Origin of the sequence: Clostridium intestinale (genome assembly GCF_035905475.1) — a bacterium.
In the GTDB taxonomy this organism is placed as follows: Bacteria; Bacillota; Clostridia; order Clostridiales; family Clostridiaceae; genus Clostridium_T; species Clostridium_T intestinale.
This window is the reverse complement of record NZ_CP121166.1, coordinates 3611455-3633338: the sequence shown is the minus strand read 5'-3', so window position 1 is coordinate 3633338 and position 21884 is coordinate 3611455. Positions and strand designations below refer to the sequence as shown.

Annotated in this window: 23 protein-coding genes; 21 read left to right on the top strand and 2 right to left on the bottom strand. The window is 30.3% G+C overall.

What is annotated here, in order from left to right; genetic code table 11:
- The first annotated feature begins 8 nt into the window (after positions 1-8).
- The 7 genes from mnmG (at position 9) to P8F83_RS18580 (ending at position 6173) form a co-directional block, all read left to right on the top strand.
- A complete protein-coding gene (gene mnmG / locus P8F83_RS18610) occupies positions 9-1892 on the top strand; it encodes a tRNA uridine-5-carboxymethylaminomethyl(34) synthesis enzyme MnmG (RefSeq protein ID WP_326512228.1) in 1884 nt (627 codons plus the stop codon).
- A gap of 11 nt (positions 1893-1903) precedes the next feature.
- The gene (gene rsmG, locus P8F83_RS18605) at positions 1904-2623 is read left to right on the top strand and encodes a 16S rRNA (guanine(527)-N(7))-methyltransferase RsmG (RefSeq protein WP_326512227.1); all 720 of its coding nucleotides are present in this window, start codon (positions 1904-1906) and stop codon (positions 2621-2623) included.
- A gap of 122 nt (positions 2624-2745) precedes the next feature.
- Entirely contained in the window at positions 2746-3522 is a 777-nt protein-coding gene (gene noc / locus P8F83_RS18600; protein WP_073021279.1) for a nucleoid occlusion protein, read from the top strand.
- Positions 3523-3699: 177 nt separating this feature from the next.
- The gene (locus tag P8F83_RS18595; RefSeq protein ID WP_073021276.1) at positions 3700-4461 is read left to right on the top strand and encodes a ParA family protein; all 762 of its coding nucleotides are present in this window, start codon (positions 3700-3702) and stop codon (positions 4459-4461) included.
- Positions 4462-4471: 10 nt separating this feature from the next.
- Positions 4472-5335, top strand: a complete 864-nt coding sequence (locus P8F83_RS18590; RefSeq protein ID WP_326512226.1) for a ParB/RepB/Spo0J family partition protein — start codon at positions 4472-4474, stop codon at positions 5333-5335.
- Between the two features lie 37 nt (positions 5336-5372).
- Positions 5373-5873, top strand: coding sequence for a DUF4446 family protein (locus tag P8F83_RS18585; protein ID WP_073021271.1), 501 nt, complete (start codon positions 5373-5375; stop codon positions 5871-5873).
- A gap of 57 nt (positions 5874-5930) precedes the next feature.
- Positions 5931-6173, top strand: coding sequence for a hypothetical protein (locus P8F83_RS18580; protein WP_315114644.1), 243 nt, complete (start codon positions 5931-5933; stop codon positions 6171-6173).
- 7 nt (positions 6174-6180) lie between these two features.
- On the opposite strand, the gene yyaC is transcribed toward P8F83_RS18580, so the two are convergent.
- Positions 6181-6765: a spore protease YyaC gene (gene yyaC / locus P8F83_RS18575; RefSeq protein ID WP_315114646.1), complete on the bottom strand. Its 585-nt coding sequence runs from the start codon at positions 6763-6765 to the stop codon at positions 6181-6183.
- Between the two features lie 51 nt (positions 6766-6816).
- A complete protein-coding gene (ytvI, locus tag P8F83_RS18570) occupies positions 6817-7875 on the bottom strand; it encodes a sporulation integral membrane protein YtvI (protein WP_073021261.1) in 1059 nt (352 codons plus the stop codon).
- A gap of 276 nt (positions 7876-8151) precedes the next feature.
- Between ytvI and P8F83_RS18565 the strand changes: the two genes are divergently transcribed.
- The 14 genes from P8F83_RS18565 (at position 8152) to P8F83_RS18500 (ending at position 21852) form a co-directional block, all read left to right on the top strand.
- Complete coding sequence (locus P8F83_RS18565) at positions 8152-9048, top strand: mechanosensitive ion channel family protein (protein ID WP_326512225.1); 897 nt, start codon at positions 8152-8154, stop codon at positions 9046-9048.
- A gap of 15 nt (positions 9049-9063) precedes the next feature.
- The gene (locus P8F83_RS18560; protein WP_073021257.1) at positions 9064-9270 is read left to right on the top strand and encodes a DUF951 domain-containing protein; all 207 of its coding nucleotides are present in this window, start codon (positions 9064-9066) and stop codon (positions 9268-9270) included.
- A 105-nt stretch (positions 9271-9375) separates the two neighbouring features.
- Positions 9376-9663 carry a 30S ribosomal protein S6 gene (rpsF, locus tag P8F83_RS18555; RefSeq protein ID WP_073021255.1) on the top strand — a complete coding sequence of 96 codons (288 nt, stop codon included), beginning with the start codon at positions 9376-9378 and terminating at the stop codon, positions 9661-9663.
- Positions 9664-9676: 13 nt separating this feature from the next.
- On the top strand, positions 9677-10126 hold the full coding sequence (locus P8F83_RS18550) for a single-stranded DNA-binding protein (RefSeq protein ID WP_326512224.1): 450 nt from the start codon (positions 9677-9679) through the stop codon (positions 10124-10126).
- Between the two features lie 23 nt (positions 10127-10149).
- Positions 10150-10395: a 30S ribosomal protein S18 gene (gene rpsR, locus P8F83_RS18545; RefSeq protein WP_021804016.1), complete on the top strand. Its 246-nt coding sequence runs from the start codon at positions 10150-10152 to the stop codon at positions 10393-10395.
- A gap of 128 nt (positions 10396-10523) precedes the next feature.
- On the top strand, positions 10524-10838 hold the full coding sequence (locus P8F83_RS18540; RefSeq protein ID WP_021804017.1) for a MazG-like family protein: 315 nt from the start codon (positions 10524-10526) through the stop codon (positions 10836-10838).
- A gap of 99 nt (positions 10839-10937) precedes the next feature.
- A complete protein-coding gene (locus P8F83_RS18535) occupies positions 10938-12896 on the top strand; it encodes a DHH family phosphoesterase (RefSeq protein ID WP_326512223.1) in 1959 nt (652 codons plus the stop codon).
- Between the two features lies 1 nt (position 12897).
- Positions 12898-13344, top strand: coding sequence for a 50S ribosomal protein L9 (gene rplI / locus P8F83_RS18530; protein ID WP_021804019.1), 447 nt, complete (start codon positions 12898-12900; stop codon positions 13342-13344).
- Positions 13345-13396: 52 nt separating this feature from the next.
- A complete protein-coding gene (gene lonC, locus P8F83_RS18525; RefSeq protein WP_420022625.1) occupies positions 13397-15256 on the top strand; it encodes a Lon family ATP-dependent protease in 1860 nt (619 codons plus the stop codon).
- A 138-nt stretch (positions 15257-15394) separates the two neighbouring features.
- Positions 15395-16729 (top strand): replicative DNA helicase, encoded by a 1335-nt coding sequence (locus P8F83_RS18520; protein ID WP_073021249.1) that lies wholly within the window; start codon positions 15395-15397, stop codon positions 16727-16729.
- 467 nt (positions 16730-17196) lie between these two features.
- Positions 17197-18231, top strand: coding sequence for an ABC transporter substrate-binding protein (locus P8F83_RS18515; protein ID WP_326512221.1), 1035 nt, complete (start codon positions 17197-17199; stop codon positions 18229-18231).
- 89 nt (positions 18232-18320) lie between these two features.
- Complete coding sequence (locus P8F83_RS18510) at positions 18321-19991, top strand: ABC transporter permease (protein WP_326512220.1); 1671 nt, start codon at positions 18321-18323, stop codon at positions 19989-19991.
- An 18-nt stretch (positions 19992-20009) separates the two neighbouring features.
- On the top strand, positions 20010-21083 hold the full coding sequence (locus tag P8F83_RS18505) for an ABC transporter ATP-binding protein (protein WP_326512219.1): 1074 nt from the start codon (positions 20010-20012) through the stop codon (positions 21081-21083).
- Between the two features lie 49 nt (positions 21084-21132).
- The gene (locus P8F83_RS18500) at positions 21133-21852 is read left to right on the top strand and encodes an MgtC/SapB family protein (protein ID WP_021804025.1); all 720 of its coding nucleotides are present in this window, start codon (positions 21133-21135) and stop codon (positions 21850-21852) included.
- Positions 21853-21884 lie beyond the last annotated feature (32 nt).

Here is a 21884-nt window from a genome sequence, read left to right as displayed (position 1 = left end):
GAAAAAATATGAAGTATTTAGGCGGAATATTTGATGTTATAATAGTTGGAGCAGGTCATGCAGGTAGTGAAGCTGCTCTTGCTTCAGCGAGAATGGGATGCAAGACTTTATTGTGCACAATGAATTTAGATTCTGTAGCATTTATGCCTTGCAATCCCAATATTGGTGGAACAGCAAAAGGACATTTAGTAAAAGAAGTTGATGCCTTAGGGGGAGAAATGGGCGTTAATATAGATTATACTTTTATTCAATCGAGAATGTTAAATACCTCAAAAGGACCTGCAGTACACTCTTTAAGAGCTCAAGCTGATAAAAAAAGGTACCAAGAGAGAATGAAAAATATAATTGAGAATCAAGAAAATCTTTTTTTGCGTCAACTTGAAGTAACAGAACTTGAAGTGGAAGATGGAAAGGTTACTGGAGTAGTTACTAAAAATGGAGCAGTCTTTAAAGCTGCATCAGTTGTATTGGCAACAGGTACATATCTTAAAGGAAAAGTTATAATTGGGGAAACTGCGTATAGTAGTGGTCCTAATGGATTATTTCCTGCAAATGATTTATCTCAGTCATTATTAGATTTAGATATATCGTTAAGAAGGTTCAAAACAGGTACTCCTGCAAGAATAAATAAACGTAGTGTGGATTTCAGCAATATGTCCGAGCAAAAAGGTGATGAAAAAATAGTCCCATTCTCATTTATGCATGATAATATTGATAAAGAGCAGGTATCTTGTTGGTTAGCTTATACTAATGAAAATACTCATGAGGTTATAAGAAAAAATATAAATAGATCTCCAATTTATAATGGGTCAATCGAAGGAATAGGTCCTAGATACTGCCCATCTATTGAAGATAAAGTAATGAGATTCCCGGATAAATTGCAACATCAAATTTTTATAGAGCCTGAGGGTAATGATACTGAAGAAATGTATGTTGGTGGAATGAGCTCATCATTGCCTGAGGATGTTCAAATAGAAATGTTAAGAACTATAAAGGGTTTGGAGAATGTTGAAATAATGAGAACTGCCTATGCAATAGAGTATGATTGCATTGATCCAACTCAATTAAAACCTTCTTTGGAATTCAAAAATATAAAAGGATTATTTGGTGCAGGTCAACTTAATGGAAGTTCGGGTTATGAAGAGGCGGCAGCGCAAGGTATAATTGCTGGAATAAATGCAGCTTTAAACGTAAAAAATGAAGAGCCTTTGATTTTAACTAGATCTGATGCTTATATTGGTGTTTTAATAGATGATCTTGTTACTAAGGGAACATCTGAACCATATAGAATGATGACATCTCGTTCAGAGTACAGGTTATTATTAAGGCAGGACAACGCGGATTTAAGATTAACTGAATTTGGATATAAAGTTGGATTAGTAACAGAAGAGCGATATAAAAGATATTTGAATAGAAAAAATAATATAGAACAAGAAATTGATAGAATGAAGAAGCTTCAAGTAACTAATAAAAGAGAGAATAACGAAATATTGTTATCTTTAGACTCTTCAGAGTTAAAGAAACCTATTTCCATGTATGAGCTTATTAAAAGGCCAGAATTAGATTATTTTTCTGTAAGCCGATTGGATGAAGAGAGAGTAGGTTTACCTTATAATATTGGAGAACAAGTAAATATAATTGCAAAATATGAAGGTTATATAGATAAGCAACTAGAACAGGTAGAACAGTTTAAAAAAATAGAAAAGAGATTAATACCGCAGGAATTAGATTTTAACGATATTAGAGGATTAAGAAAAGAAGCTATTCAAAAGCTTGCGAAGATTAGACCAATTAATATAGGGCAGGCATCAAGAATTTCTGGTGTATCTCCAGCTGATATTTCTGTTTTATTAATTTATATGGAACAATATAGTAGACAAAAAAATTCTTAAAGGAGAGTTATATGGAATTCTTTGATTTAATGAGTAGAGCTTGTAAAGATGTAGGTTTAGAATTAACAGAAGAGAAATACAATAAATTTATAATGTATAAAGATCTTATACAAGAATGGAATAAACAAATAAATCTTACAACTATTATTGAAGATGAAGACATAATAAAAAAACATTTTATAGATTGTATAAAAGCTTTTAAAGTTGATGAATTTAAAAATGCTAAATCTATAATTGATGTTGGAACAGGAGCAGGATTTCCTGGTATTCCATTAGCTATAATGAATGAAGATGTGGAAATAACTCTTCTAGATTCACTAAATAAAAGAGTTAATTTCCTTAATGTTGTAGTTAATAAATTAAATCTTAATAACGTTACAACTATTCACTCTAGAGCAGAAGATGGTGCTAGGAACAGTGAATTAAGAGAAAAATTTGATATAGCAACATCTAGAGCAGTTGCGAACATGAGTATGTTATCAGAGTTATGTATTCCTTATGTCAAAAACAATGGACATTTCATTGCACTTAAAGGTCCATCTATTGAAGGTGAGTTAGAAGGGTCTCGAAATGCATTAAAGGTACTTGGTGCAAAATTAATAGATGTGGTAGAAGTTGAAGTTGAGGATACTGATTTAAAACACAATTTAGTTTTAGTGAAAAAGATTAAATCAACCTCAAATATTTATCCAAGGAAGGCTGGAACTATAAATAAAAAACCGATTGTGTAAATTCTTAGATTATTTTGTCTAACGATTTTTAAATATAAAAGAAGGATAAATTAATGTCTTTGTAGAAAATGTTAAATAATGGGAAATAATGTTAAACCAATAGTAAGGGATGGTAGAGGTCTATGCAAAATGAAGTCTTGTATGTAAATATAGAAAGTATTATACCAAATACTTATCAACCTAGGAAATTCTTCGATGAAGAAACTTTAGTAGAATTATCTCAATCTATAAAACAATATGGAATTATACAACCTTTAACTGTTAGAAAAAGGGGAGTTAGCTATGAATTAGTTGCAGGTGAAAGAAGATGGCGTGCAGCAAAATTAGCAAATATTCAAACTGTTCCTTGTAATATAATTGATATAACTGATACAGAATCGGCTGAGATTGCTTTATTGGAAAATCTACAAAGAGAGGACTTAAACTTTATTGAAGAAGCGGAAGCATATTATAACCTAATAAATGAACATAATTTTACTCAAGATGAATTAGCTAATAGAATGGGAAAAAAGCAATCTACAATTGCAAATAAACTGAGGTTACTAAAACTTGACTCTAAAATTAGAGAGTTATGCTTAGAAAATAGTTTGACAGAAAGACATGCTAGGGCTTTATTATCTTTACCAAATGAAGAAATGCAATTAAAAGTTGTAAAGAAAATTATAGAACAAGGTTTAAATGTTAAGAAAACTGAAGAACTTATAAATAAAGAACTATTAAAATTAGCTGGGGATGAGCTAAGCTCAAAAGGTACAAAAAGAATAACAGGAATATTTTCTCCTAAGATATATGTTAATTCAATAAAACAAGTATTTGATAAGTTCAAGATTCCAGCTCAATACAAATCTAAAGACTGTGGCGAGTATATTCAGATTACCGTAAATATACCAAAGAAATAAATCTAGAAATCCATCTATTAGTAGGTGGATTTTTTTGTTATAAAAGAATAAAGTGTTTCACGTGAAACATTTTTATTAAATTTGAATTATAAATTAGATAAATGCTTTTAATATATGTATTTAAAATATATAATGTTATTGTACATAATAAAATTAAGGGATAAAAGAGGGGGAACTATGAAAGTTATATGTGTTTTTAATCAAAAAGGCGGAGTTGGTAAAACTACTACTAATATAAATTTATGTTCATATTTAGCAATGGAAGGGTACAAGGTTTTAGCAATAGATATGGATCCTCAGGGAAACACTACTTCTGGAGTTGGCATAGATAAGAGGATATTAGAAAAATCCATATATGACGTTATAACTTCAGATGTACCCTTAGAAGAAATTATACAGCAGTCAAGTTTGGTAGAAAATCTATACATAGCACCTGCAACAATGGAATTAGCTGGAGCAGAAGTTGAGATAATAAATAATACTCAGAGAGAAAAAATTTTATTAAATCAAATTAAGAAGTTAGATGGAAAATTCGATTTTGTATTTATTGATTGCCCGCCTTCGTTAGGGATACTAACTATTAATGCATTAACCAGTTCAAATTCTGTTTTTATACCAATTCAATGTGAATTTTATGCTTTGGAAGGCGTTGGTCAACTTATAAATACAATTGGTTTAGTAAAAAAGTCCTTAAATAAGAATATAGATATCGAGGGTGTTGTTATGACTATGTATGACAGCAGAACAAATTTGAGTAATGAAGTGCTTAAGGAAGTTGATAAATATTTCGGAGATAAGGTATATAAAACAACAATTCCTAGAAATATTAGGTTAGCTGAGGCTCCAAGTTTTGGACTACCTATAATGTTATATGATGATAAATGTAAAGGTGCAGAATCATATGCAAATTTGACAAAAGAATTTTTAAGTAGGCAATAAGGGGTAGGATATGAGTAAAAAATTTGGACTAGGGAAAGGGTTAAATGCTTTAATCCCTAATGATTATGAAGAAATAGCAGTGGAAAAAAGCAGTCAAACTTTAATATCACTAAATGATATTAAAGCTAATAGAGAGCAGCCAAGAAAAAGTTTTGATAATGAAAAAATATTGGAGTTATCACAATCAATTAAAAATCATGGCATTATTCAACCTTTAATTTTAAAAAAGAAAGATGATTTTTATGTAATAATTGCAGGAGAAAGAAGATGGAGAGCCGCAAAATTGGCAGGTTTAAAAGAGGTTCCAGCAATTATAATGGATATCACAGATAGAGAGTTGCTAGAACTTTCTTTAATAGAAAATATCCAAAGAGAGGATTTAAATCCTATAGAAGAAGGAAAAGCTTTTAAAAAATTACTTGAGGATTTTAATTTAACTCAGGAATCTTTGAGTGAAACTCTATCCAAATCCAGAACATCTATAACTAATACTATGAGATTACTTAATTTAGATGATAGAGTTCAAGATTATATAATAGATGGCGTTATTAGTGAAGGTCATGGAAGAACTTTATTAGGAATTAAAGAAAAGGATATTCAATATGAACTTGCACAAAAAGTTATAGATGATAAAATATCTGTACGTGAACTAGAAAAAATAGTTAGAAATATTACGGATATTAAAAATGAAAAAAAATTAGAGGAAAAGATTAAAGATTTATCTATTTACTACAAGGATATTAGAGAAAAATTAGAAAACTACTTTGGAACTAAGGTCAATATTGAAAAAAAGAAGAATAAAGGTAAAATAGAAATAGAGTATTATTCTGAAGAAGATTTACAAAGAATATTAGATATAATTAATATGCAATAGACAGTTTCACGTGAAACATAATGAAAAGGAGAAAATGATGGAAAATATACTTAGTATTATAAATTCTTACGGAGCATATATATTTATAGGTATGGGAGTAGTAATAGTATTCTTATTCATTCTAATAATGATATTATTTAGATCTCTTAATAAGGTTGAAAATAGGTATAGAAAATTAATGCGTGGAGCAAATAGTAAAAATATTGAAGAGCTAATAATGGGATATCTAGACAAAGTAGATAAAGCAAATGAAAAGTCTCAAGAGGCATTTGATCTATGCAATAAAGTTGAAGAAAAAATGAAAAAGTCAATTCAAAAGGTTTCTGTTATAAGATATAAGGCGTTTGAAGATGTTGGAAGCGATTTGAGTTTCTCTGTAGCACTTTTAGATGAAAACAATGATGGTGTGATACTTACAGGAATATATGGAAGAAATGAAAGCACTACTTATGCAAAACCAATAGATAAAGGAATATCAAGATATGATTTATCAGAAGAAGAGATGAGTGTTTTAAATAAAGCAATTGGAACTGTTTAATACAAAAGTATAAAAACCTCCCTTAAAGAAATACTAGCTTTAAGGGAGGTTTTTTACATGAATATATACATAAGTGATGAACTAGAGTATCTAAGAAAAGATTTTATAAGTAAAGGATATAAATTAGTAAAGGATCCTTACAAAAGTGATGTAATATTAACCAATCTAAAAGAAACAAACTTAAGTAATATCAATAATAGAATGAGAAATTCAAATATAATAATAATAGATTCTGTAAGTAGGAATATAAAAGATATAGAGAATATATTAACAAACTACTATGGAAATGAATTGTATTAAATATATTCTATAAATTTTCTAAAACTTTAACGATGGAGTTATTTCTACCACCAATAGCTTTAATAGCAAAATGATAAATACCTTTAGATATAGTGTCAGCTAAAGTCATAACTGTGAAAAGTCTAGTATTTTGAAGAACCATAAATTCAAAATTTCCAGAAATATTAACAATACCAGTTATACTTAAATCTCCTACAGCCGGTAGGTCTTTATTAACAGCTAGGCCAGGAAACAACGGTTTTTGGTCCAATATAACCTTACCTACATTCTGAAGATTACCTAAACAAGCATCAATGGCAATGATATATGGATCATCATATAAAGAATTAATTTCATTAAGTGTTTGGTGAAGATTTTTTGCATGTACAGGATTCTCTAAATCTCCATAAAGTATAATATTTTTTCTGATTAAACATTTGAGTTTATAACCGACTAAAGGACCAAGAGAATCTCCAGTGGATCTATCAGTGCCAATGCATATAAAAACAATAGTTCTATTATCACTTATTATAGGTTTTAAATTTTCAAATAGATAATCTCTTATTTCAAATATAGTTTTTGAAGACGTAGCATCGCAAATTAATTTAGACATAAAAAAACCTCCTTTAAATGGAATTATTTCCATTTAAGGAGGTTTCTATACTTAAAGAATACCTTCTTCTTTAAATATAGCATAAAACACTACCATAAACATACAAAAGAACATACCTGAAACACCATTAGCTTTTAATCCAATAAATATGGCAGCTAATACTGCAACAGGATTTAATCCTAATGAAGTTGACATAACCTTAGGTTCAATAATTTGTCTTGTGATAAATACAATGACATACCAAATCAATAAACCTACGCCAACCAAATGATTTCCAATAAACAGATTATAAATAATTAATGGTATATAAATCATAGGCATTCCCAACACAGGTAACAGATCTAACAATGCACATAACATACTAAGGATAAGTGCATATTTAACTCTAAAGATAGTAAAGCCAATAAGAGTGATTACAAAAGACATCAAAATTAATAACATATATGAAATTCCATAAGTAATAAGTTTATGTCTTACCTTGGCAAAAATAACAAAAAAAGAATTGTTCTCTAAAGGTAATGAAGACATCAAATCTCTTGAGTCAGAGGTTGCAAATTTTTTTGTAAAGAAGTATGTTGTTAAAAGTGTAAAAATTATTATCATAAGCATGTAAGGAATATAAGAAGCAACTGATAAAACAAAAGTAACAACTGATGATCCAACTGAAACACTAATATTTACAATTTTACTTATAGACCCTGATGTAGCATCTTGAATAGAGCTAATTATAACTGGGTCTATATCTAGATTATAAAAGTAATCCTGAATTTCAGTAAACTTAGTCGCAATATCAGCAGGATTTTTGGATAAGTATTCCTGAACATTTTTTGTTAAATTTACAATTTGAGAAGATAATGATCCTATTAGTATAGTTATTGTTATAATAAGTATAGAGAAAAACAAAAGCGTTGTTATAATTGAAGCTAATGAATCCTTTAATTTAAAGCTTTTAATTAGATACTTAGTTGGTTTACGCAAAATCAAAGCAAATAAAGCAGCAAGCACAAATGGAACTGTATATGGCAAGGTTTTAAAGAAAATAATAAATCCCAATGTGTAAAGAATAAAAAAAAGTGCTAATTTGCTAATTTTATCTTCAAATTTTTTCATGATCATCTCCCCTTTAATAAAGTACTTATAAGCAATAAGCTTGTTCTACACATTATACCAAATATTTCATAATACATAAAGTCTAATTGATAAGTGAAGTATAAAAGATAGAATATTAAATTTTAGACTATACAAAAAAATTTTAATCAATAATATTAAAATATAACTTAAAAAAATAATGGATGTTTTGTATAATATAATATGAAAAAGCATGAAATAAGTTTTGCGTAAAACTAATGAAAGATAAGCACAAGTAAATAACTGGAGGAAGATTAAATGTATATATTAAACTCTTTTTTTTCGATAGATTTTGATAGTGAGAAGGTATATATAGGAAAATACCCTATTGATCTAGAAAAAATTCAAATTATAATAGGTAAAATTATTCAGATTATAATAATACTAATATTAATGGCAATAGCTATTAAAGTGGGTAATTATATTATAAATAGGTTTGTGAAAAGACAGGCGATGAGTAGAGCAAGTTTTACATTAGATGAAAAGAAAGCTACTACTATTGGGGAAGTTTTAAAAAGTATATTAAGATATTCAGTTTACTTTTTTGGAGTAGCTGCAATTGTTGCAAATATATTTACTGGTATTTCATTAACTTTAGCATCTATTGGAGGGGTAGCTTTAGGGTTTGGAGCTCAAAATTTAGTTAAGGACTTGATAAACGGATTTTTTATATTATTTGAAGATCAATATGCTGTAGGAGATTATGTAACCATAGGTTCATTTTCTGGAACAGTTGAAACAATTGGTATTAGGACAACAGTACTAAAAGGATTTAGTGGAGATATTCATTTAATACCAAATGGAACAATACAGCAAGTAACAAACCATTCTAGAGGAGCAATGAAGGTAGAAGTTGATGTTGTTGTACCTTATAAAGAAAACTATGATAAAGTATCAAATATAATAAATAATGCATGTAAGAAAGTCGTTGAAGAAAATGAAAATGTTATAGATGAGCCTAAGGTATTAGGAATAGTTTCATTAGATAGTTCATCAATGACAATAAGAGTAAATGGAACAAGTAAGCCAATGGGACAATGGGAAATAGAAAGAACCTTGAAGAAGGAAATCAAAAAAGCATTAGAAGAAGGATCAATAGAAATACCATATCCTAGAACTGAAATGATAACAATTAAAAGTACTGATAACGAGTAAAGAGTGGGGGAATAAATAATGGAAGAATTTAATTTAGGGGATGTAGTATTAATGAAAAAACAACATCCTTGTGGAAGCTCTGAATGGGAAATAATAAGGCTAGGAGCAGATATAAAAATAAAATGTGTTGGATGTGGAAGGCTAGTAATGCTACCTAGAAATAAATTTCAAAAAGGGGTAAAAAAAATCGTAAATTCTACTAAAGAGGAAAAAAGCAAATAATTTACATAATAATGCTTGAAATAGATATATAAAAGTGATATACTAGTTTATTGTAAGTCCCTGCTATGTTTAGCATAGCCAATAGTCCGGAGGGAGGTGAAAAGAATGAGAAAATATGAAACTATATTTGTAATACACCCATCATTCGAAGAGGAGGCTGTTAAAGCTACAATCGAGAAGTTTAAAGGTGTTATTGAAAATGGTGGAGGAACTGTTGACAACGTAGATTTCTGGGGTAAGAGAAAACTTGCTTATGAAATAAAAAAAGTTAACGAAGGATTCTACACATTATTCAACTTCAGTGCTAACCCAGAATTACCAAGCGAGTTAGACAGAGTATTTAGAATAACAGACGGAATCATAAGACACATAATAGTTAAAGAAGAGAAATAAGGTGGTGTTTTGAATGAATAAAGTAGTTCTAATAGGCAGACTTACTAAAGATCCTGAGTTAAAGTTTACTCCAGGAAATGGTACTGCAGTAACCACTGTAACTCTAGCAGTTGATAAGTATAATTCTTCAACTGGACAAAGAGAAGCGGACTTTATCTCAGTAACAATATGGGGTAAACAAGCGGAATCTACGGCTAATTACATGAGCAAAGGAAGCTTAATGGCTATTAGCGGTAGAATACAAACTAGATCTTATGATGCTAAAGATGGAACCAAGAGATATGTTACAGAAGTTGTTGCTAATGAAGTAAGCTTCTTGAGCAAATCTAATTCTTCTTCAAATGGAAGAAACAATGGTTTCAACAATGGTTCTGAATATAATGCGCCACAAGATACATTCGGTGGTGGAATGAGCTTTGCAGAGGATATGACTCCTGTAGATGATGGAGACATTCCATTCTAAAATTTAGGTAAGGAGGGAAAATGATGAGCAGAGAAGTAAGAAAAGGCGGCAAGATGAGAAGACCAAAGAGAAAAGTTTGTGCTTTTTGTGTTGATAAAGCTGACTCTATAGATTATAAAGATATAAATAAGCTAAGAAAGTATGTTACTGAAAGAGGTAAGATATTACCAAGAAGAATTTCAGGTACATGCGCAAAACATCAAAGACAATTAACTGATGCTGTAAAGAGAGCTAGAAATATAGCTTTATTACCATTTACAACAGAGTAAACAAAAACCCCTGTATAAGGGGTTTTATTTTTTATTATGAGAATTTTAAAAAGGTATAGTTGAAATAGTATCAAAAAAAAACTAAAATAGATATACAGGGTATTGAACAATAAAGGGGGGAGCGGTCCTTGAAGAAAGATAATTTAAATATAATGGGTGACATAAAGTTAATTGAAGAAATGAAAGCTCAATTATTGTGTATAATAGGGGAATTTTATTTATTATTAACTAAGGGAAGTAATGTGGCTAAGGATGCAGTTTTAGAATGTATATCTTCAGCAATGATAATATTATATCTACTAGGAGAAAAGCTCGGATATTCATATATACAGATAGATGAAAATACAAAAGAAAAAATAAGAATTGGTATATTAGACGATGAAGAAGATAAATATGGAAGTTCATTAAATAAATTGCATAGCCATTTAAAAGATAGAGTATAATTTATAAATATAGAGTACTAAAAATTTATTTAAATGAATGCAAATTATTTATAGAAAACAATAGAGTAGCCTCAAAAATAGCCATAAAGGAGGCAATTAATGAAAGAAAGTATTAAAAAGTATGATAAATTAATTATACTGATCATATTACTGACATTGGCGTCTGTATTTTATATATCAGAGAAAATAGGATATTTATTTATAACTTTATTACTAATAGTAGTAGATGGCCTCTATAATATATATAAAAGTAATCAATTACAAAAGAGTTTTTCTACGAAAATAGATAACGTTAGTAAGTATTTAACTAATTCTATAGAAAAAAACATACAAACCAACATATATCCAGTAGCTATAATAAAAGATAATGGAGACATAATATGGAACAATAAAAAGTTTCATAAAGAATTAAATTCGGATAAAAATCCACATTATAATATTTTGAATATCATTAGAGGAGTATCTTTAGATAAACTAATTAAACAAGATACAAATATACCTCATAGAATAAATCTTAAAGGTAAGATTTATGATGTTTATGCACAGAAAATAGAATTTGTAGATGAGAAAGAATCATTTATAATATATTTTAATGATGTAACATATCTAAAAAGTAGCACTGCAACTAAAGAAAGTATCATGCTTATAGAAGTAGATAATTTAAGCGATGTAGTAAAATCTATGGAGGATGATAATGGACCGCTTTTAGTAGCAGAAGTTGAGAGAACCATAAATAACTATGCGTCCAACCTAGGAGCAATGATAAGGAAGTATGAATCAAATAAATATGTATTATCTGTATCAAATAAATTAATTGAGGAACAGATAAAGAAAAAATTTGATATCCTTGATGCAATAAGAGATATAGATATGGGAAATAAAATAGATGTTACATTAAGTATAGGGGTTGGAATAGGTGAAAATTCATCTGCAGAAAATCATAGTTATGCAGTAACAGCAAAAGAGCTTGCCCTAGGAAGAGGCGGAGACCAAGCGGTAGTAAAATGGAAAGAAAAAATATCATTTTTTGGTGGTAACACTAAAGAATTAGAAAAAAGAACTAGAGTTAGAGCAAGAGTAGTAGCAAGAGCTTTAAAAGACTTAGTATATGAAAGTTCTAAAATATATATAATGGGACATAAAAATCCGGATATGGATTGCTTTGGTTCAGCTTTTGGGTTATCATCAGCAATAAAGCAACTAGGTAAGGAATGTAAGATAATACTAGGAAATGACAACAGAAATATAGAATTCTTTATGGAGGAAGTGAAGGGTCATAGTAAATACGATGACTTATTTATTTCAGCTCAAGAAGCCGTAGAGAAAATTGATAAAGAAACTTTAGTTATAATAGTTGACGTTCATAACAGTAATTATGTTCAAGATATAGAAACTGTAAATAAAGCACAAAAATTAGTTATAATTGATCACCATAGAAGAAGTCCAGATATGATAGAGGGGGCGCTCCTAAACTTTATAGAAATATATGCCTCTTCAACATCAGAATTGGTAACAGAAGTAGTTCAATATATGCTGGATAAACCTAAACTAGAAACTATAGAAGCAGAAGCTTTACTTGCAGGTATATTTATAGATACTAAAAACTTTATATTTAAAACAGGTGTAAGAACCTTTGAAGCTGCCTCATTCTTAAGAAGATTGGGAGCTGACACAATACACATTAAAAAACTCTTTTCTGATGATTTAGAGAATTATATAAAAAAAGCAGAAACTATTAAATCAGCAGAAGTTGAAAATAATATGGCTATTGCCACCTGTCCACCAGAAACCACAGAAATTGTATTAGCAGCCCAAGCTGCGGATGATCTTCTAAATATTACTGGTATTCAAGCGTCCTTTGTATTTGTTAAAATAGAAGGAGAAATTTATATTAGTGCAAGATCACTTGGTGATATAAATGTTCAGGTTATTTTAGAAGCTTTAGGTGGTGGTGGTCATATGACCATGGCAGGAGCTAAGTTAAGTGACTTAACAATAGCTCAAGCAAAAGAGAAATTGAAAAAAGCTATAAAAAACTACTTAAAGGAAGGTGAATAACATGAAAGTAATATTACTTCAAGATGTTAAAAAAGTTGGAAAGAAAGGTGAGGTTATTGAGGCGTCAGATGGATACGCTAGAAATTTTCTATTTCCTAGGAAATTAGCACAAGAAGCTACAGGCAATAACTTACACATTTTAAATACTCAAAAAGAAAATGAAAGAAAGAAAAAACTAGCTGAAATTGAAGCTGCTCAGAAATTAGCAGGTGAATTAAAGAATAAAGAAATAACAGTAAAGGCTAAAGCAGGGGAACAAGGGAGACTATTTGGAGCTATAACTAGTAAAGATGTTGCAGCACTTATTAAAGTTCAACACAAAGTTGAAATTGATAAGAAAAAAATATCTATGGATACAATTAAGATAGCTGGAACTTATGAAATAGAGTTAAAGCTTTATCCAGAAGTTACAACAAAAATGAAGGTTGTTATTGTTCCTGAAGCATAAGGAGGATAATATATTGAGAACAAAAAATGAAGCTAATGTATTACAAGAATTGATGAATAACGAGCTTTCTTTAGAATCACAAGTTAATGTACTATTTGATATATTAAAGAATGTATTAGATGAAGGAGCTATAAGAGCAAGAACCGTAAAATATAAGCTTCAAAAATACGTTAAATCTGACTCTATATATGAAAGGGTTTATGCATTAAATAAAATTGCATCAGATGGAAAAGGAATAAAAGTAGTTCCGGATTCCAAAAATATTCATGAAGTTATGGAAGAAGTTTTTGGCTGGGTATCAGAAGAACTAGCAAGAAAATATATTCAAAATAGAATAGAGTCTGATGTAGAACAGGCACTAATGGAAAGACAAGATAAATATATAGATGAAATGAGACTTGGAATAATACGCAAACAGAAAGGTCCTGAAAATGCAAAAACTCTTAAAAAATATGCAGATTTAGAAGTCCTTGATGCTAGAAAAACAAGCAAAAATATAATGAGTTTATTAAGGCCTTCAGATTTTGATGAAATAGTTGGACAGGAGAGAGCTATTAAATCTCTATTATCCAAAATGGCTTCTCCATATCCTCAACATATAATTCTTTATGGGCCTCCAGGGGTAGGTAAAACCACAGCTGCAAGAATAGCTCTTGAAGCCGTAAAAAAGATGAATTTTACACCTTTTGATGAGGACTCAAAATTCGTTGAAGTAGATGGAACAACCGTAAGATGGGATCCAAGAGAAATAACTAATCCGTTATTAGGATCAGTTCACGACCCTATTTACCAAGGAAGCAAAAGAGATTTGGCAGAAATAGGAGTTCCAGAACCAAAGCCAGGTCTAGTAACTGAAGCTCATGGTGGAGTATTATTTATTGATGAAATTGGAGAATTAGATGATATTCTTCAAAATAAATTATTAAAAGTATTAGAAGATAAAAGAGTGGAGTTCTCATCTTCATATTATGATCCAGATGATGAAAATACACCTAAATATATAAAGTATCTTTTTGAAAATGGAGCGCCAGCAGATTTTGTATTAATAGGTGCTACAACAAGAGATCCGGGAGAAATAAACCCAGCATTAAGATCAAGATGTACAGAAGTATATTTTGAACCATTAGCAGTAAGTGATATAGAAGATATTATAAAAAATGCAGCTAAAAAACTTAATGTTATTCTAGAAGATGGTGTATCTGAATTAATAAGTAGATATACAATTGAAGGAAGAAAAGCAGTAAACATATTAGCAGATGCCTATGGATATTCACTTTATAATAATAAAGAAGATATTCCAGAACAATCCACTATAACATTAAAAGATGTTGAAGAAGTATTAGCTATAGGAAGATTTATTCCTTATGAGAGATTAGATAAAAATACAGATAGTGAAATTGGACATGTATATGGACTTGGAGTTTCAGGATTTTTAGGCTCAACTCTAGAAATAGAAGCTACAGTATATCCTGCAAAGGAAAAAGGGACAGGTTCAATAAGGTTCAATGAAACAGCAGGATCTATGGCTAAGGACTCAGTATTTAATGCTGCATCTGTTATAAGAAAAGTCACAAACAAAGATATTAAAGATTATAATATACATGTAAATGTAGTTGGTGGAGGAAATATAGATGGTCCATCAGCTGGAGTAGCTATTACAATGTGTATAATAAGTGCTTTAGAAGAAAAACCAATAAGACAAGATGTTGCAATTACAGGAGAAGTATCTTTAAGAGGTAAAGTTAAGCCTGTAGGAGGAATATTTGAAAAGATATACGGCGCAAGAAGAAAAGGAATTAATCTTGTTATCATACCTAAAGATAATGAAAAAGAGATTCCTGATGGTTTAAAAGATATTACAGTTAAAACGGTAAGCTCTGTAGAAGAGGTTATGAATATAATATTTGGTTAATACTAAAAAATAGAGGCATAGCCTCTATTTTTTATCGCATGTGAAAATATAGGTTAATTAATCCAAAGGTAATTTACTTTTGGGTGTAAAATTACTATAATCTTTTTATATAGGCATTAATATAGGGTGGTGAAGAGTATGGAAAACAGCATAATGAAGAGTTTGCCACAAAGCATTGAAGCTGAGCAGTCTGTAATAGGGTCAATGATTATAGATAAAACAGCTATAGCTCAAGCTGCAGAAGGTTTAAAAGAAGAAGATTTTTATAGAGATTCACATAAAGTAATATTTAAAGCAATAATAAAAATGTTTCAAAAAGATATGGCTGTAGACTTAGTAACATTATTAGAATATTTAAAATCTACTAGTCAACTTGAAAATGCAGGGGGAGCCACTTATGTTACTGAGATCAGCGGATCAGTTCCAACAACTGCAAATTTAAGTTCATACATAAAGATTGTTTCAGAAAAGTCTTTACTAAGAAGGCTTATAAGGGCGTCTACTGAGATTATTGAGTCTAGTTATAATGAGCAAGGTAATGTAGAAAAAGTATTAGATACTGCGGAAAAAAGAATATTTGATATATCTGAGAAGAGAAGCACTTCTGATTATGAAGCTTTAAGCGATGTTTTGGAAAGAAGTTTTCAACAAATAGAGAAGCTTTTTAATAATAAAGGTGATATAACTGGAGTAGGATCAGGCTTTATGGATTTAGATGCAAAAACATCAGGATTCCAAAAAGGTGACATGGTTCTGATTGCGGCAAGACCATCAATGGGAAAAACTACGTTTGCACTAAATATAGCTGAGCATGCGGCTTTAAGAGAAGGAAAAAGTGTAGTTATATTTTCGCTGGAAATGTCTAAAGATCAGCTTGCATACAAATTACTTTGTTCAGAGGCAAATGTAGATATGCTTGCGCTTAGAACGGGAAACTTAGAAGACAAAGATTGGGATAGCATAGCTAGGGCTTCAGGACCATTATCAAAGGCTAAAATATATATTGATGATACAGCCGGCGTAACAGTAATGGAAATGAGAAGCAAGTGTAGAAGAATAAAAATAGAACACGGCATAGATCTAATAATGATAGACTATCTTCAGCTTATGTCGGGTTCAGGAAGTGAAAGTAGACAACAAGAAGTTTCTGAAATATCAAGAAGTATAAAAGCATTAGCTAAAGAAATGGAATGCCCTGTAATAGCCTTATCACAGCTATCACGTGCTCCAGAGCAAAGAGCAGACCATAGACCTATGTTATCTGACTTAAGAGAATCTGGGTCAATAGAGCAGGATGCTGACGTTGTTATGTTTTTATATAGAGATGAATACTATAACAAAGAAACAGAAGAAAAAAATGTAGGTGAATGTATAATAGCAAAGCAAAGAAACGGTCCTGTAGGAACAGTAAAGCTTGCATGGTTAGGACAATTCAGTAAATTTGGTAATTTAGATACTGTTCATAGGGATTAATAGTATATAACGAACTATCTTATAAGCTATCACAATTATTTTGTGGTAGCTTTTTTTCTATATAAAAACCATTAAAACTATTTTAACTTCTGATTTGTAGGGGCTTTTTCTCAATTTTCATTAAAATCCTTTTAGTAATTATGTTTAATAAGAAGTTAAGCACTTTAGTATTGTAGAAGCGTTCCTCAGCTTCATCAAAGTCATTTTGCTTGATTTATGTTTAATAAGAAGTTAAGTACTTAAGTAGAAAAATAGAAAAATACTTAAATAGAAAAGTAGAAAAGAAGTTAAATAGAAAAATAGAAAAGTAGTTATATATATAACTATATATAGTGTTTATGCGGGTTACAGCTTGGTATGTAATAAATTTTTACCTATATGTATGAAATTATTACCTTAATAAACAAAAATGAAATTGTTTACTGTAAAATAATCTTGTAATAAAAATGAGTTGGAGGGGTTCATTAATGAAAAAAAGAAGAATATTTGCTTTAACACTAAGTACATTAATGTTAGCTGGAGCTATTACAGCATGCGGTAAGAAGGATGACTCAAGTGCTGATGGCAAGAAGGACTTAAAATTAACAATTTACTGCGGATTAATGGAAGATCACATGGTAAAGGTTGTAGAAGAATTTAAAAAAGAAACAGGGGTTCAGGCTGAAGCTGTTAGAATGTCTTCTGGAGAAATCTTAGGAAGAATAAGAGCAGAAAAGGATAATCCAAAAGCGTCAATATGGTATGGGGGACCAGCAGATGCATTTGTTCAAGCAAAGGAAGAGGGGTTGCTTGAGAATTATATATCTAAAAATGCATCGGATATACCAGATAAATATAAGGATAAAGACGGAGCTTGGACAGGAATATATGTTGGGTATTTAGGGTTTGCGTCTAACGAGAAGTTATTAGAGGAAAAGGGTGTTAAAGCACCAACTTCATGGAAAGATTTATTAAAACCAGAATTTAAGGGACAAGTATCTATAGCTAATCCAGGATCTTCAGGAACTGCTTATACAATGTTAGCAACAATGATACAGTTAATGGGCGAAGAAGAGGGATTAAAATACATGAAGGAGTTAAATGCTAATATTAAGTCTTATGAAAAATCAGGAACTGCTCCAGCTAGAATGGCTGGACAAGGTGAAGTAATGGTTGGGATATCATTTTTACATGATGGAATTAAATATAGAGAAGAAGGCATGAAGGATTTAGTATTAACAGCACCTGTAGAAGGTACCGGCTATGAGATCGGTTCAACAGCAATTCTTAAAGGTGGTCCAGATCAAGAGGCTGCTAAGATGTTTATAGATTACGTATTAACAAAAGAGGTTCAAGAGCTTGGAAAAACTGTAGGTTCCTATCAATTCTTAACAAATGAAAAAGCTGTAGCACCAGAGTTAGCAAATGAAATCAAAGACACAAAATTAATTGACTATGATTTAGACTGGGCAGGTAAAAATAGAAGTGCTTTAGTTGAAAAATGGAATCAAGCAATAAAATAAATTATTAATAGAGGGGTTTTATCCCCTCTATTATAAAATAATTTTATATAGGAGTGGTAAAAATGGGTTTTAGTTCGCGAAAAATTCGGATGAAACATGAAATAAATGATATGAAAAAGATTTGGAGAGATCCAATGCTTTTAACAACTATAATATTTTTAATAATTACATTATCAATATTTATAATATACCCATTATATTCAGTATTAAAAGTAAGCTTTATAGAAAATCAGGGATTTTCTATGAATGCATATTTAAAGGTATTAAGAGATATTGACTTTAGAAAGACATTTTTAAACACATTATTATTAGGAACTACAGTGGGAATATTAGCAACATTAATAGGCTTTATATTTGCTTACGCGGATGCTTATATGCGTTCACATTTTAAAAGATTATTTAAAATAGTATCTATATTACCAGTAATATCACCACCGTTTGTATTAGCTTTATCAGCTATAATGTTATTTGGACAATTTGGATTAGTGACAAGGCAACTCCTTGGTATAACTAATTTTAATATATACGGATTTAAGGGAGTAGTTATGGTTCAAACCATGACATTTTTTCCAGTAGCTTATCTTTTACTTATAGGATTATTAAATAGAATAGATCCATCTTTAGAAGAAGCTGCAAGAAATATGGGAGCCTCTAGATGGAAAACCTTTAGGACAGTTACGCTACCACTTATGCTGCCAGGACTTGCAAATGCATTTTTATTAACTTTTATAGAGGTTGTTGCAGACTTTTCTAATCCTATGGTTATAGGAGGAAATTTTTCAACCTTGGCAACAAAAATATATATGCAGGCAATAGGAAATTATGATATGGCAGGAGGAGCTGCTATAGCAGTAGTATTACTTTGTTTATCCATTTTATTGTTTGTAGTTGAAAAATTCTGGCTAGAGAAAAAGTCCTACGTTACAGTAACAGGTAAGGCATCAAGAGAGAGGGATCTAATTAAAGAAAATCATATAGTATGGCCCATAGATGTATTTTGTTTATTAGTATCCATATTTGTATTTTCATTTTACTTATTAATACCATTAGGTGGCTTCTTTAAAGTAATGGGAATAGATTATTCATTTACATTAAATCATTTTAAGTATGTATTTGATTTAGGAATGAAGTCGCTTAAAGATACAACAATTCTATCTTTATGGGCTACCCCTATAACAGGTATATTAGGAATGGTTATAGCATTCCTTATAGTAAGAAAGAAATTCTGGGGAAAAGGTTTTATAGAATTTACATCACTACTAGCTATGGCTGTACCAGGAACTGTTTTAGGATTAGGTTATATAAGTGCATATAATACTAAGCCCCTTATATTAACGGGGACAGCTTTAATAATAGTAATAGCATTTATAGTTAGAAGTATTCCTGTAGGTGTAAGATCAGGAGTCACTGCACTTCAGCAAATAGATCCTGCAATAGAGGAAGCTGCTCAAGACTTAGGCGCTAGTACAACTAAAGTATTTACTTCAGTTACTTTACCATTAATAAAATCTGCATTTTTTAGTGGGTTAGTATATACATTTGTTAGAAGTATGACAGCTGTAAGTGCAGTTATATTTTTAGTAACTCCTAAATATCAATTGCTTACAGCATCTATATTATCTCAGGTTGATAATGGTAGGTTTGGAGTTGCATCGGCATTTTCAACAATATTAATAATTATAGTTTATGCAGCAATAGCTATAATGTATTTTGTTTTAGGTAAGTTCGGAGTAAGTAAAACAGAAAGTAATATTATATAACTAATAGGGGTGAGAGATATGCAAAGAAGTAAAGGTGTAAATATAAAAGATATAACTAAGATATATATAACTCATGAAAAAAAATCAGAATTTAAGGCAGTAGATAATGTCTCTGTAGATATTAATGCAGGAGAGTTTGTTACTCTTTTGGGGCCTTCAGGATGTGGAAAGACCACTATACTTAGAATGATAGCTGGGTTTGAAGTGCCAACAGATGGAGAAATATATCTAGGAGGAGATGTTATAAATGATTTAACTCCAGATAAAAGGGATACAGCCATGGTATTCCAAAGCTATGCTTTATTTCCTCATTTAAATATATATGATAATGTAGCATATGGATTAAAATTAAAAAAGATATCAAAAGAGGAAATAAAAAACAGAGTAAATGATATAATAAATTTAGTAGGACTTGAAGGGATGGAATTAAGATATCCAAATCAATTATCAGGTGGACAACAGCAAAGAGTGGCTTTAGCTAGAGCTTTAGTTATGGAGCCTGGAGTACTTCTATTTGATGAACCTTTATCAAACCTTGATGCTAAATTAAGGGTATACATGAGAACAGAAATAAGAAAGATACAGAAAAAAGTTAAGATTACAGCTATATATGTAACTCATGACCAATCAGAAGCTATGAGTTTATCAGATAGAATAATAATAATGAATAAAGGGGTTATTGAACAAGTAGGAACACCCAAGGAGATATATTATAAACCAGCATCAGAGTTTGTTGCAGACTTCATAGGAGAGGCTAACTTTTTAAATGGGAAAATATTAGAGAAAAAAGATGAGAAAATTAAGCTTGATATAGAGGGAAATATATTAGAATTAAAATATAATGGTAGCAAAGAAGTCGGAGATATATGTAAAATTATTTTAAGACCTGAAGCTATAAAAATTGGTCATAAGGGTAAAATATCTGGGAATATAGTAGATTCTACATTTATGGGAGCATTCCAAGATTATAGAGTTAAAGTTGGAGAAAAAGTAGTAATGGTAGAAGATAATAATCCTCAAGGTAAGGATGTATTTGATGTAGGACAAGATATAATGTTAGACTTTATATCTGACAACGTTCATATTCTTTAGAAATATTAAATATAATAAAAGACAATAATCAAGAGGGGTTGAGGTGATAATGTCAACTATTGAGATCATTTTAAGATTAAGCTTAGCTATATTAATAGGAGGGGCTATAGGATATGAGAGAGCTTTTAGAAATAGCCCAGCGGGATTTAGGACACACATTCTTGTGTGTGTAGGTGCAGCTATAATATCATTAATTCAGATTAATATGGCAAATGAGGCTATTAAAATGATTTCTGATAGACCTGAGCTAGCTCAGGTAATAAAGGTAGACTACGGGAGATTAGGAGCTCAAGTGATAAGTGGGGTAGGATTTTTAGGTGCAGGTACAATACTCCATACAAAAGGTTCTATAAAAGGGCTAACTACGGCGGCTACTCTTTGGGTGGTAGCATGTGTAGGTTTAGCTATAGGAATGGGGTATTATGAAATAAGTATATTTTCAGGGGTAGCTATAGTTTTAATACTTGTAATTCTTAAGAGATTTCAAAATAAATTTATATCTCAGGCAGGTGTTACAAAGATAGAGATACATTTTCTTGATAAAAAAAAGCTACTACAATTTCTTGAGGAATACTTTAATTATAAAAATATTCTTATAAAAAACATAGAGTTTTCTATAAATGAAGAAGAGGATACTTATTTTCAAAATGAAAAGCTCCACACATGCCTATATACCATTAGACTACCTAAATATATGGATGGTACTAGAATCTTAAATGAAATAATTTTAAATGATAATATAATAAAAGCTAGTGAAATAGAGGAATAAGATAAACGACGGACAAGTGTCTGTCGTTTATT